The sequence below is a fragment of the Flavobacterium sp. KH_001 genome, assembly GCF_057840745.1.
Genome location: NZ_CM174520.1, coordinates 4,613,034 through 4,626,856, shown reverse-complemented (window position 1 = coordinate 4,626,856; position 13,823 = coordinate 4,613,034). Strand labels below are relative to the sequence as shown.

At 39.8% G+C, this 13,823-nt stretch carries 6 protein-coding genes, 4 tRNA genes and 3 rRNA genes; all 13 read left to right on the top strand.

All coding sequences use genetic code 11. From position 1 onward, the window contains the following. The first annotated feature begins 11 nt into the window (after positions 1-11). The 13 genes from AC3ITQ_RS19655 to AC3ITQ_RS19595 all read left to right on the top strand — a co-directional run bounded on the left by AC3ITQ_RS19655 (position 12) and on the right by AC3ITQ_RS19595 (position 13,801). Positions 12-1,703: a RagB/SusD family nutrient uptake outer membrane protein gene (locus tag AC3ITQ_RS19655; protein ID WP_489235820.1), complete on the top strand. Its 1,692-nt coding sequence runs from the start codon at positions 12-14 to the stop codon at positions 1,701-1,703. 20 nt (positions 1,704-1,723) lie between these two features. Then, positions 1,724-3,121: a DUF4960 domain-containing protein gene (locus AC3ITQ_RS19650; RefSeq protein ID WP_489235819.1), complete on the top strand. Its 1,398-nt coding sequence runs from the start codon at positions 1,724-1,726 to the stop codon at positions 3,119-3,121. A 20-nt stretch (positions 3,122-3,141) separates the two neighbouring features. Then, positions 3,142-4,698: a glycoside hydrolase domain-containing protein gene (locus tag AC3ITQ_RS19645; RefSeq protein ID WP_489235818.1), complete on the top strand. Its 1,557-nt coding sequence runs from the start codon at positions 3,142-3,144 to the stop codon at positions 4,696-4,698. Between the two features lie 23 nt (positions 4,699-4,721). After that, positions 4,722-5,627 carry a carbohydrate kinase family protein gene (locus tag AC3ITQ_RS19640; RefSeq protein WP_489235817.1) on the top strand — a complete coding sequence of 302 codons (906 nt, stop codon included), beginning with the start codon at positions 4,722-4,724 and terminating at the stop codon, positions 5,625-5,627. Between the two features lie 484 nt (positions 5,628-6,111). Next, the gene (locus tag AC3ITQ_RS19635) at positions 6,112-6,399 is read left to right on the top strand and encodes a hypothetical protein (protein WP_489235816.1); all 288 of its coding nucleotides are present in this window, start codon (positions 6,112-6,114) and stop codon (positions 6,397-6,399) included. A gap of 495 nt (positions 6,400-6,894) precedes the next feature. After that, positions 6,895-8,408 (top strand): 16S ribosomal RNA (locus AC3ITQ_RS19630). 123 nt (positions 8,409-8,531) lie between these two features. After that, a tRNA-Ile gene (locus AC3ITQ_RS19625) sits at positions 8,532-8,605 on the top strand. A gap of 87 nt (positions 8,606-8,692) precedes the next feature. Next, positions 8,693-8,766: transfer RNA gene (locus AC3ITQ_RS19620), tRNA-Ala, on the top strand. Between the two features lie 136 nt (positions 8,767-8,902). Then, positions 8,903-11,787, top strand: a 23S ribosomal RNA gene (locus AC3ITQ_RS19615). A gap of 131 nt (positions 11,788-11,918) precedes the next feature. Continuing rightward, positions 11,919-12,028 (top strand): 5S ribosomal RNA (gene rrf, locus AC3ITQ_RS19610). The 16S, 23S and 5S rRNA genes sit together here with 4 tRNA genes alongside, the layout of an rRNA operon. Before the next feature lie 64 nt (positions 12,029-12,092). After that, positions 12,093-12,165 (top strand) — tRNA-Phe (locus AC3ITQ_RS19605). 6 nt (positions 12,166-12,171) lie between these two features. Next, positions 12,172-12,257 (top strand) — tRNA-Leu (locus AC3ITQ_RS19600). 902 nt (positions 12,258-13,159) lie between these two features. After that, entirely contained in the window at positions 13,160-13,801 is a 642-nt protein-coding gene (locus AC3ITQ_RS19595; RefSeq protein WP_489235815.1) for an RNA polymerase sigma factor, read from the top strand. The last annotated feature ends 22 nt before the right edge of the window (positions 13,802-13,823 follow it).

The following is a 13,823-nucleotide window of genomic DNA, read 5'->3' as shown; positions in this document are numbered from 1 at the left end:
AATCAAAAAACATGAAAAAAATACTATATATAACAGGGTTTTTAGTGCTGGGAATATTTGCTTCCTGCTCAGATTTTCTGGAAAATGATCCGCGTGGTGTGTTGTCAGAAGAAGATATTGTAACACCTGAGTCGGTAGAAGGATTTATGAATGCAGCTTATGCACAGTTAGGAAATGATCATTATGATTCGCCTTATAGTTTGTGGCCATTTGGAAATGTACGTTCTGATGATGCTTACAAAGGAGGAAGCGGAACTAATGATATTCAGGATTTTCACTTTTTTGAAGTTTCGAATAACATCAGACCAGATTTTGGAGAGTTAGATTCTTTTTGGTACATCAGTTATGTAGGCGTTTCAAGAGCGAATAAAGCTTTGAAAGCATTAGAACAAATTTCGGAAGCTGATTATCCGCTAAAGAAAACACGTATGGCTGAAATGCGTTTTTTAAGAGGGCATTTTTATTTTATGCTAAAAATTATGTTCCGAAATGTTCCTTACATCACAGAAGATATTCCGGTAGAAGATTATAAAACGATTTCAAACAAAGCACTTTCAAACGAAGAGCTTTGGAATAAAATTGCGGAAGATTTTCAAACTGCGGCCGATGGTTTACCAGATACACAACCACAAGTGGGTCGTGCTACTAAAAAAGCAGCTTACGCTTATTTGGCAAAAACACGTTTGTATCAGGCTTATACACAAGATGAAACTTATAAAGTTACAGGAACCAATGCACAGCATTTACAGGAAGTTATTGCAGCAACTGACAACGTAATAGGAAAGGCAAGCTTAGAGCCAGATTTTGCAAATAACTTTCTACCTGGAACGTATGAAAACGGAGCGGAATCGATTTTCTCAATTCAATTTTCAGACAATGACGGGACTTTATACGGAAGATTAAATTTTTCAGATGTCCTGTCAACTCCTCAAGGATTGGGATGCTGCGATTTTCATAAACCAAGTCAAAATTTAGTAAACGCGTTTAAAACAGGCGCAAATGGTTTACCTGAATTTGATACCTATAACAATCAGGATTTTGATTATAAAAATATAGATGCTAATACAGTTGATCCAAGATTGTATCACACTGTTGCGATGCCGGGTTTACCTTATAAGTATGATCCTGAATTTTTATACGTTGAGGCATGGGTAAGATCTCCTGGCACATATGGCTATTTTGCTTCATTAAAAGAAAATGTAGCGCCAAGTTGCAGCTGTGTAGTGAACATTGATCCGTTTTACGGGAATTCAAAGAACAGAATCCAGATTCGTTATGCCGATGTGATTTTAATGCGTGCCGAAGCTTTGATTGAATTAGGAAGACAAGCAGAAGCTTTACCATTAATCAATCAAATTAGAGAAAGAGCTGCGCAAAGTACGGGAAGACTTCCGTATGTGAACAACTTTAAAATTAGTACCTATGTTGACGGAGTGAATTGCAACTGGACACAGGATTTTGCCCGTAAAGCTATGCGCTTTGAACGTCGTTTAGAATTAGCTATGGAAGGAAGCCGTTTCTTTGATTTAGTTCGCTGGGGAGTGACAGATCAGGTATTGAATGATTTTTATGCAGGAGAAAAAACAAAACGTACCTATTATCAGGACGCCTTTTTTGATGAAGGTAAAGAAGAGTATTGCCCAATCCCGTTGAAACAAATTAATTTCAGTCAGGGATTATACAAACAAAATCCTGGTTATTAATCTATTTTAAGAACATTCACATGAGAAAATTTATATATAAAAATTGGACAAGAGTGTCTTTCATTCTGGCAGTAGTTTTTACACTTACTGCCTGCGAAAACAGTTTTGAGAGTGGCGGTTTTGATGTCGATTCACCTTCGAATGTTACTTCTTTTAAAATAAATGGAGTAGCTGGTAAAATTGATCAGAAAACAGGAAATATTAATGTTACTATGCCTTATGGATCTGACATTACAGCTGTAAAACCTGATATGGTTCTAGAGGCCGGAGCAACATCAAATCTGGATGTAACAGCGCCAGTCAATTTTACAAATCCGGTAAAATTCAGAGTAGTAAATGGTAATTTGTTCAAAGACTATACCGTAACGACGGTAGTTTTAAGTCCAATTAAAAGTTTTACCATTAATGGAATTGCAGGAACAGTAAATGATGCGAGTAAAACCATTACCATGACGCTGCCAGAAGGAACCAATTTGACAGTCTTGAAGCCAATTATTGAATTGACGGAAGGTGTTTCTATTTCACCGGCATCGGGTCAGACAATTGATTTTACAAACTCAGTGATTTTTGTAATAACGTCTAATGGAAAAAGCGTGAATTATACCGCTAATGTAGGAGTTCCGGTAACTGGTTTAGTTGTTGCTTTTTTAGGAACCGCTGCAACCAGAGCAGAAATTACAAATATGGATGAGATTGCTGCTGCTGATTGGTTCTTTTCTACTTTTAGCGGAGCGAAATATATTTCATTTAACAGTGTTGAAAGCGGTGCTGATTTAAGCGATGTCGATGTAATCTGGTGGCATTTTGATTCAGCTGCTAATTTACCGGCAATCGCCTACAAACCTGCTGTCACTACAGCTTTAAAGAACTTCAGATCTAACGGAGGGAATTTACTTTTGACATCTTTTGCCTCTCAATATGTTGATGCCTTAGGAATTGTTCCTTCAGGAAAAGGACCTAATAATGTTTTTGGAGATTTTCCTCCAAACGGATTCGTTGATGCAAATTCGTGGGGAATGTCTTTTGTAGGCCATGAGGGTCATCCAATTTTTGATGGACTAATAACGTATGAAAACGGGAAAGCAAATCTATTACAAGGCGGAACTTTCAGATTAAACCATACCGCATGGTGGTTTGTGCCGGAGTGGGGAGGCTATGTTAATGGAGAAGGCTGGAGAAACCAAACAGGCGGAACCAATTTAGCGAGTGAGGCCTGGGATAATAATCTTGACGGAAGAGTTACTATAGCAGAGTTTCCAAATACAGCAAGTAATAAAAATGTGGTCGTGATTTCAATGGGTGCGTATGATTGGTATAATGAAGCTAACAGCAGTGGCGTGCCAAGTCAGGCTAACGAATTTATCAATAATATCAAAAAAATGACACAGAACAGTATCAATTATTTAGCTAAAAATTAATTACCTTGAATTCACTAAAAATGAAATATAGAAATATAGCAACAATCGCTTCCATTTTCTTTTCGCTTGTTTCGTGCAGTCAGGACGATACGTATGTGGGAGGTTCTATTTCAGGAGGGAATTCTGAGATAACAAGCATTTTTCCTGTTCCGCCTTCGCAATGGATGGGCGCAAGTGACCCATATTATAGTGCGGGATATACAGGAGATATTATGCCTTTTTTCGATAACGGAAAATTTCACATTTATTTCCTTCATGATGCTCAGAATAAACCTGCAGGAAAAGGGTTTCACGATATTCATGAATATTTAAGCACCGATTTGGCTCATTTTACCTACGAAGGACAAATGATTCCATATGGAAAAACTACCGATCCTGATTTTGCCATTGGCACAGGATCAGTTGTAAAAGTGGGTAATCTTTATTACTTTTATTATACAGGACACAATGAAACGCCAGCTTTTGTACAATCCAATGCTCGTGAAAGTGTTTTATGCGCAACAAGCTCTGATTTGAAAAACTGGACAAAAGTCCTTTCTTTTAAAATTACGGCACCGGCCGGATATTATAATTATGATTTCAGGGATCCTCATGTATTTTATAATGAGGAACTGAAAAAGTATTCAATGTTGGTGAGCACACAAACAGAACCGGGAAGAAAAGCAGTTTTACTGCATTTTACAAGTACTGATCCTGCGTCAGGAAAATGGGATGTTCAGGCTCCTATTTATACGACAACTCCTCAGGATAATTATTTAATGATGGAGTGTGCCGATATTTTTAAAATGGGTAATTATTGGTATTTAGTTTTCTCTGAAAATTGGAGTGGTAATAAAGGAACACATTACAGAATGGCAAATTCTATCAATGGACCGTGGACGACACCAGAAAATGACATGATCGACGGAGAATATTTTTATGCCGGTAAAACAGCTTCTGATGGAAATAAAAGATATGTTTTTGGATGGAATGCCCGTAAAATTCCTGAAAATGATCTTGGAAATAAAGATTGGGCAGGCAATATGGTCATCCATGAATTGGTTCAAAATGGTGATGGAACTCTGGGGACACATGCACCGCAATCAGTTGAAGATTTATTTGCTAAAAAGAGCAGTACAGCTGAGGTTGATATAATCACAGCAAATGTGACAACAAATAATGGAAGTTATAGTTTGTCGGGTGAAGCAGAAAAAGCAATGGTAACTTTTAAATCCGCAGGTAAGAAAGCCAGAATAAAAGCAGAAGTCACTTTATCAAATAATGCCGGAACAACAGGATTTGTTTTTCATACCAATGATAGCGGAAGTTATTATAAGATTGTTTTCGATATAGCAAAAGGTAAAATAATAGGTTATAATTCTATTTCACAAGAAGTAACCCGCATGCCATTTCAGTTTCAGACAAATTCGAAGTATGATGTTGAAGTAATTACAGAAGGAAGCGTTGTAGTACTTTATATTAACGGCAAAGCAGCTTTGACGAATCGTGTTTACGGTAGAGAACAAAACAAATGGGGATTAATTGCTGAAGGACAAAATAGTATCTTTTCTAATCTGCAAATTACACAACCAGAATAACATTAATATAAAATAATTTTAGAATGAATAACGGAAAAAACCTTAAGGCAGTGGCCTACGGAGAGGTGCTTTGGGATGTTTTCGACAAAGAGAAAAAGATTGGTGGTGCACCTCTAAATGTAGCATTACGTATGAAAACATTCGGTTGCGAGGTAGCCATGATTAGCTGCGTGGGAAATGATGAAGACGGAGAAGCCATTATCAATCAGGTAAAAAGCTTAGGACTGGAAACAGATACTATTGTTAAATCAGAAGATTTTCCTACTGGTTTAGTAAATGTAACATTGAATGAACGTGGTTCAGCAAGTTATGAAATCGCTTATCCTTCAGCTTGGGATAAAATTGAATTGAACGATTTCGCTAAAAAGATAGCTTTCGGTGCTGATGTCTTAATTTACGGAAGTTTAGTTTGTAGAGATAAGATATCAAGAGCGTCTTTGGAAGAATTGTTGCAAACCCGGGCTTATAAGGTTTTTGATGTTAATTTAAGAAAACCACATTATACTTATGAAATGCTGGAGCAATTAATGCATGCTTCCGATTTTATTAAGTTCAATGATGAAGAGTTACTAGAAATTACGGCAACGATGAAGTCGTCATCTATTAGTTTAGAAGAAAATATGCGTTTTATTGCAGAAAGAACTAAAGTTACCGCAATGTGTGTCACCAGAGGTAAGCACGGTGCTTTGTTAATGTGGGATGGGCAAATTTACGAAAACAGTGGTTATCCTGTTGAAGTTGCCGATACAGTAGGAGCAGGCGATTCATTTCTGGCAGCTTTAATTACTTCTTTACTTACAGGTAAAGAACCTCAATACGCTATTAATTTTGCTTGTGCAGTTGGAGCATTAGTTGCAGCGGCGCCAGGAGCCAATCCGGAAATACCTTATTCTAAGATTGAAAATTTAATGTTAAATGTTAAAGTATAGTCTTCCTTATATATGTGTTTAAAATTATGCCCTTGAACTGAGAATGTTTAAGGGCTATTTTTTTATTACCTTATTATAGTATAGATTAATGTCTGATCTATTTTAGACAGCTAACTTTTCTGGTCCCTAATTATGATGAACAAGAAAAACTAAACTTCAGCTGTATTAGTAACTATTTATTCTACTATAATATATAAGAAGGATTCTTTAGATAGGAAGTAGTATTTTAATCAGGAGCTATTCCCGCTGTCCTTCCAATCTTTTGTGCCGAACCCCGGCACAAAAGGATTTTTCCTCCCATCGGGGCTAGGGCAGCTGTTTTCAGAAGAAAATTATCGTTTCAAAGAAATAAAAAGAAGACTTTGTGCCTCTGCGTCTTTGCGAGAACCTTTGAAAGCAAAGAAAAACCCAGCTTTGTGTCTTTTTCAAAAGCAAGTAAGCATAATAAAAAGGGAAACTCAAAACTTTTTGTCCTGGTGCCTTTATGGCAAAAATCACCAAAAACAATCCAAATCATCCAAAAGCGAGAAAATCCGGAGGAAAAAAGAAGACTTTGCGCCTCTGCGTCTTTGCGAGAACCTTTGAAAGCAAAGAAAAACCCAGCTTTGTGTCTTTTGAAAAGCAAGTAAAGTCCAATAAAAAGGGAAAATCAAAACTTCGTGTCCTGGTGCCTTTGTGGCAAAACCCACCCAAAACAGGCAAATCCAGCCAAAACCCAGAAAACGCTAAAAAAACTTTGTCTTATAAAAACCGTTATACCAGTGACTTATAAAAAAGATTGAAATTATATAATAAAAACCCTTGGAAATGTAAATAAAGGTGGTACTTTTGCACCCGCAACAGCGATAGACGTTCACTGAAATACTGACAAGCATACGAATTAATACTGAAAAAATATTTTCAAAAAAAGATTCCAAAAAGCTTGTGAGATTTGAAAACGGATGTTACATTTGCACCCCGCAAAACACGGAAAGTTCATTGATAGATTGGTAAATAAGAAGAGGAAATTGAAATGAAAATTTTTAAAAAAAAACTTCAAAAAACATTTGCCAGTTAGAAATAAGTTTTCTACTTTTGCACCCGCTTTGAGAAACAAATCAAAGCAACAAAATTGAAACACGTTCGTAGACATATTGAATTGACAGCCGCTTTAACAGAGATGTTAGAGCAAAAGAATAAAGAGTAAGATAATCGAGAGATTTATAAAAGAACCGATAGAGACTGATTCGAATAATAATTAGTTCTGATTTATTAGAACAAACAATATACGATGAAGAGTTTGATCCTGGCTCAGGATGAACGCTAGCGGCAGGCTTAACACATGCAAGTCGAGGGGTATAGTTCTTCGGAATTAGAGACCGGCGCACGGGTGCGTAACGCGTATGCAATCTACCTTTTACAGAGGGATAGCCCAGAGAAATTTGGATTAATACCTCATAGTATTACGAAATGGCATCATTTTGTAATTAAAGTCACAACGGTAAAAGATGAGCATGCGTCCCATTAGCTAGTTGGTAAGGTAACGGCTTACCAAGGCTACGATGGGTAGGGGTCCTGAGAGGGAGATCCCCCACACTGGTACTGAGACACGGACCAGACTCCTACGGGAGGCAGCAGTGAGGAATATTGGACAATGGGCGCAAGCCTGATCCAGCCATGCCGCGTGCAGGATGACGGTCCTATGGATTGTAAACTGCTTTTATACGAGAAGAAACACTACTTCGTGAAGTAGCTTGACGGTATCGTAAGAATAAGGATCGGCTAACTCCGTGCCAGCAGCCGCGGTAATACGGAGGATCCAAGCGTTATCCGGAATCATTGGGTTTAAAGGGTCCGTAGGCGGTTTAATAAGTCAGTGGTGAAAGCCCATCGCTCAACGGTGGAACGGCCATTGATACTGTTAAACTTGAATTATTAGGAAGTAACTAGAATATGTAGTGTAGCGGTGAAATGCTTAGAGATTACATGGAATACCAATTGCGAAGGCAGGTTACTACTAATGGATTGACGCTGATGGACGAAAGCGTGGGTAGCGAACAGGATTAGATACCCTGGTAGTCCACGCCGTAAACGATGGATACTAGCTGTTGGAAGCAATTTCAGTGGCTAAGCGAAAGTGATAAGTATCCCACCTGGGGAGTACGTTCGCAAGAATGAAACTCAAAGGAATTGACGGGGGCCCGCACAAGCGGTGGAGCATGTGGTTTAATTCGATGATACGCGAGGAACCTTACCAAGGCTTAAATGTAGATTGACCGGTTTGGAAACAGATCTTTCGCAAGACAATTTACAAGGTGCTGCATGGTTGTCGTCAGCTCGTGCCGTGAGGTGTCAGGTTAAGTCCTATAACGAGCGCAACCCCTGTTGTTAGTTGCCAGCGAGTCATGTCGGGAACTCTAACAAGACTGCCAGTGCAAACTGTGAGGAAGGTGGGGATGACGTCAAATCATCACGGCCCTTACGCCTTGGGCTACACACGTGCTACAATGGCCGGTACAGAGAGCAGCCACTGGGCGACCAGGAGCGAATCTATAAAACCGGTCACAGTTCGGATCGGAGTCTGCAACTCGACTCCGTGAAGCTGGAATCGCTAGTAATCGGATATCAGCCATGATCCGGTGAATACGTTCCCGGGCCTTGTACACACCGCCCGTCAAGCCATGGAAGCTGGGGGTGCCTGAAGTCGGTGACCGCAAGGAGCTGCCTAGGGTAAAACTGGTAACTAGGGCTAAGTCGTAACAAGGTAGCCGTACCGGAAGGTGCGGCTGGAACACCTCCTTTCTAGAGCCCCAATTGTTAGTATTAATACACGATGGGGAAAAAAGAAGAAGCTTTATGGGTTTTTAATTTTAAGACTATTTTACTCTTGCTGTTAGTTCAAATAATAAATTTTAAGTAAAACAGAGTCTCGTAGCTCAGCTGGTTAGAGTACTACACTGATAATGTAGGGGTCGGCAGTTCGAGTCTGCCCGGGACTACTATTTAACTTAAAAAAAAGGAAATTTTAGAAGTTGAGCATTTATGAGTATTCATAACTCATAATTCATAACTCATCATTTAAAAATGGGGGATTAGCTCAGCTGGCTAGAGCGCCTGCCTTGCACGCAGGAGGTCAACGGTTCGACTCCGTTATTCTCCACTGGTTTACTGTGAAGATAGTAAATAAAAGTTCATTGACATATTGAGATAAGAAAATAATAAAAAGTAGAAAGCGTTTTTTACTATTTAAAGTAGAAAACAAAAAAAAACGGTCTTAATTAAATTTAAGATTGGTACAATAAGCAAAATAAGGGCGTATGGGGGATGCCTTGGCTCTCAGAGGCGATGAAAGGCGTGATAAGCTGCGAAAAGCTACGGGGATCGGCACACACGAATTGATCCGTAGATACCTGAATGGGGCAACCCACTATGTTGAAGACATAGTACACCGATAGGTGGGCAAACCCGCTGAACTGAAACATCTAAGTAGGCGGAGGAGAAGAAAACAAAAGTGATTCCGTAAGTAGTGGCGAGCGAACGCGGATTAGCCCAAACCAATGATGTTACGGCATTGTTGGGGTTGTAGGACCACGACATTTTATGTACAAGGAACCGGAAGTTACTGGAAAGTGACGCCATAGAGGGTGATAGCCCCGTATGGGTAACGAGTATAATAGATAGTGGTATCCTGAGTAGGGCGGGGCACGTGAAACCCTGTCTGAATTTGGCGGGACCATCCGCTAAGGCTAAATACTCCTGAGAGACCGATAGTGAACCAGTACCGTGAGGGAAAGGTGAAAAGAACCGTGAATAACGGAGTGAAATAGATCCTGAAACCATACGCTTACAAGCGGTCGGAGCCCTTTCGTGGGGTGACGGCGTGCCTTTTGCATAATGAGCCTACGAGTTAACGTTGCTGGCAAGGTTAAGTGGTTAAGCCACGGATCCGTAGCGAAAGCGAGTCTGAATAGGGCGCTTTAGTCAGTAGTGTTAGACGCGAAACCGTGTGATCTACCCATGGGCAGGATGAAGCTGTGGTAACACACAGTGGAGGTCCGAACCGGTTGACGTTGAAAAGTCTTCGGATGACCTGTGGGTAGGGGTGAAAGGCCAATCAAACTCGGAAATAGCTCGTACTCCCCGAAATGCATTTAGGTGCAGCGCTGAATTTAAGTTATATAGAGGTAGAGCTACTGATTGGATGCGGGGGCTTCACCGCCTACCAATTCCTGACAAACTCCGAATGCTATATAATGTTTCTCAGCAGTGAGGGCTTGGGTGCTAAGGTCCAAGTCCGAGAGGGAAAGAACCCAGACCATCAGCTAAGGTCCCCAAATATACGCTAAGTTGAAAGAACGAGGTTTGTCTGCCCAGACAGCTAGGATGTTGGCTTGGAAGCAGCCATTCATTTAAAGAGTGCGTAACAGCTCACTAGTCGAGCGGACGAGCATGGATAATAATCGGGCATAAGCGTATTACCGAAGCTATGGATTTACAGTTTACTGTAAGTGGTAGGGGAGCATTCCAGCAGGGTTGAAGGTGTATCGTAAGGTATGCTGGACTGGCTGGAAAAGAAAATGTAGGCATAAGTAACGATAATGCGGGCGAGAAACCCGCACACCGAAAAACTAAGGTTTCCACAGCTATGCTAATCAGCTGTGGGTTAGTCTGGTCCTAAGGCGAACCCGAAAGGGACAGTCGATGGCTAACGGGTTAATATTCCCGTACTACTAATTACTGTGATGGGGTGACGGAGTGATGAAAGCGCCGCGAACTGACGGAATAGTTCGTTGAAGTACCTACCTATAAGATCTGCAGGCAAATCCACAGATCTTGGGGAAATACGATAGTACTCGGAGTCTTCGGACAAAGAGATAGTGCGCCTAAGGGCTTCCAAGAAAAACCTCTAAACTTCAGGTAATTAGTACCAGTACCGTAAACCGACACAGGTAGTTGAGGAGAGAATCCTAAGGTGCTCGAGAGATTCATGGCTAAGGAATTAGGCAAAATAGACCCGTAACTTCGGGAGAAGGGTCGCCCTGTAGCAATACAGGGCCGCAGTGAAGAGGTCCAGGCGACTGTTTATCAAAAACACAGGGCTCTGCAAAATCGTAAGATGAAGTATAGGGCCTGACACCTGCCCGGTGCTGGAAGGTTAAGAGGAGATGTTATCTTCGGAGAAGCATTGAATTGAAGCCCCAGTAAACGGCGGCCGTAACTATAACGGTCCTAAGGTAGCGAAATTCCTTGTCGGGTAAGTTCCGACCTGCACGAATGGTGTAACGATCTGGACACTGTCTCAGCCATGAGCTCGGTGAAATTGTAGTAACGGTGAAGATGCCGTTTACCCGCAGTGGGACGAAAAGACCCTGTGCACCTTTACTATAGCTTAGTATTGACCTTGGATAAATGATGTGTAGGATAGGTTGGAGACTGTGAAGTGGCGTCGCCAGGCGTTGTGGAGTCATTGTTGAAATACAACCCTTTGTTTATCTGAGGCCTAACCCCATATTGTGGGGGACATTGCTTGGTGGGTAGTTTGACTGGGGTGGTCGCCTCCAAAAGAGTAACGGAGGCTTCTAAAGGTTCCCTCAGTACGCTTGGTAACCGTGCGTAGAGTGCAATGGCATAAGGGAGCTTGACTGAGAGACATACAGGTCGATCAGGTACGAAAGTAGAGCATAGTGATCCGGTGGTTCCGCATGGAAGGGCCATCGCTCAAAGGATAAAAGGTACGCCGGGGATAACAGGCTGATCTCCCCCAAGAGCTCATATCGACGGGGGGGTTTGGCACCTCGATGTCGGCTCGTCACATCCTGGGGCTGGAGAAGGTCCCAAGGGTTGGGCTGTTCGCCCATTAAAGTGGCACGCGAGCTGGGTTCAGAACGTCGTGAGACAGTTCGGTCTCTATCTACTGTGGGCGTTAGAAATTTGAGTGGATCTGATTCTAGTACGAGAGGACCGAATTGGACAAACCTCTAGTGTATCTGTTGTCCCGCCAGGGGCACCGCAGAGTAGCTACGTTTGGAAGGGATAAGCGCTGAAAGCATATAAGCGCGAAACCCACCACAAGATGAGATTTCTTTTAAGGATCGTGGAAGATGACCACGTTGATAGGCTATAGATGTAAAGGCAGTAATGTCATAGTCGAGTAGTACTAATAATCCGTAAGCTTATGTACACCCTTTTCTCCCCGATGCAAATCGGGGAGAAGAAACTTTCTAAATATAAAATACTTTTCTTTATCTCAGTATGTTAAGATATTCTGTAATGTTGACTAGCTAAAGCTAATCACCCATTGCAAAACGACCTTAAGGTGGTTATTGCGGCGGGGCTCACCTCTTCCCATCCCGAACAGAGTAGTTAAGCCCGCCTGCGCAGATGGTACTGCAGTTATGTGGGAGAGTATGTCGTCGCCTTTCTTTTTAAAACCCTATCTGATACAAATGGTAGGGTTTTTTATTTATACTTTTTAAAAGTATTAAAGGTACCTTAGCTCAGATGGTAGAGCAATGGACTGAAAATCCATGTGTCCCTGGTTCGATCCCTGGAGGTACCACATAATGCTCGGATGGTGAAATTGGTAGACACGCTGGACTTAAAATCCAGTGAACAGCAATGTTCGTGCGGGTTCAAGTCCCGCTCTGAGTACAAGAAAGCCCTTTCAATTTTTTGAAAGGGCTTTTTTTATGCAATTTTTTTTTGTTTTACTTCTTTTCTTCAAAAAATGATCAAGTCATCCATAAAATAGTTTCTAGTTGGCAAGAGCTATTAAAAAGCCTGATTAACTAATCTCAAAAGTGCAATGTTGGAGTTCAATAAGAAATACTTTTCTCTTTAATTTTTATTGGATAAAGATTTTCTGTATGGTTATTTGTATTAGTAAATAAAACCATCAAAGTATTTAAGATGATCTTAATTGACAATATAAGAAAGTATATTTTATTGTTGAACGGTTCTTTTTAGATATTTACGATGTTTTATAGTATCTGAGGCTATAATACCTTTCCATAAATCTGTATAATATTCTTTAATATTTTCTATGATAATAGAGGCAAAATATGTTCTAGGCGTGCCAACAACTTTACTTTTCAATATTAAACTTTGTTATAATCTAGATCTCAATATAAATAGTAGAAAAAGAAGTCCATTATATTGATTTTTGATTTCATTTTGTAATTATTCAATTTTGTACATAACCTTTTAGTATAACCAATTGGTCATAGTGACTCTTCGTGATGTATTCTTAAAACATGAATTCGTTAAGTTTATTGGATCATATATTTGTAAGATTATTACTTTTGTAAATGACAATAAGCCGGTAAAGTATAGGACTTCTAAAATCATTATTTTTTTTCTTTCTTACAAAAGATAAGTTGGTAATATTTGTATAGTATTGAATGTATTCTCATAAAGAAAATGAAATTAACGCTTATTGAATCAATAATTGTTTTTTCCGTAAAAATTCTAAAAAGCTAATTTCCATCGCGAATAGTTATGTGTTCGAGCACATTTTTTTTTATTTTTTGTCTCTAAGTGTAAATTTTTTAATTATGTTTGCTCATATTTCATTAAAAAAATATGCTGTGACCAAAATTCACCCCCCGTTAATTTTACTAAATGAACCTGCTCTTTTATTAAAAGTGGCAGAGGGAGATGAATTGATATATACCCGACTTGTCGAAAAATATTGGCAGAAGGTACTACAGCATGCACTCAGCTTTGTAAAATCATATCCGATTGCTGAGGAATTAACCCAAGATGTCTTTATTCAGATTTGGGATAAACGTGAAAAGTTAGCAGAGGTAAACTGTTTTAATAATTATCTTTTCATAGTGAGTCGAAATTTGATCATTAGTCATATTCGGAAAAAACTGATAGAAACAGATTCACTAAAAGGAGAAAAATTGCAAGAGCTATTTTTCAATCCTGATGAACAATATGAGTTTAAAGAATTGATTGAAATAATAAACGATGGCGCTGCACTTTTGCAAGAGCCAAGACGCTCTGTTTTTCTGTTAAGTAGAATGGAAGGAAGAGATACGGACTATATTAGTAAAGAACTCGGTATAGCAACCAGAACTGTGCGTTGGCACTTGTTACAAGCCTTAAACTTTCTTAGAAAACACCTACATAGTCAATATAATGTCTATGTAATCATGTTATTTTTATTTATCTCATATTTTTTTTCATAAAATTTTCATTTTTCATTGCCAC

Coding starts and splice junctions, on each gene's coding strand:
- AC3ITQ_RS19655 (WP_489235820.1), top strand. CDS start 12: ATGAAAAAAATACTATATATAACAGGGTTTTTAGTGCTGGGAATATTT.
- AC3ITQ_RS19650 (WP_489235819.1), top strand. CDS start 1,724: ATGAGAAAATTTATATATAAAAATTGGACAAGAGTGTCTTTCATTCTG.
- AC3ITQ_RS19645 (WP_489235818.1), top strand. CDS start 3,142: ATGAAATATAGAAATATAGCAACAATCGCTTCCATTTTCTTTTCGCTT.
- AC3ITQ_RS19640 (WP_489235817.1), top strand. CDS start 4,722: ATGAATAACGGAAAAAACCTTAAGGCAGTGGCCTACGGAGAGGTGCTT.
- AC3ITQ_RS19635 (WP_489235816.1), top strand. CDS start 6,112: ATGGCAAAAATCACCAAAAACAATCCAAATCATCCAAAAGCGAGAAAA.
- AC3ITQ_RS19595 (WP_489235815.1), top strand. CDS start 13,160: ATGTTTGCTCATATTTCATTAAAAAAATATGCTGTGACCAAAATTCAC.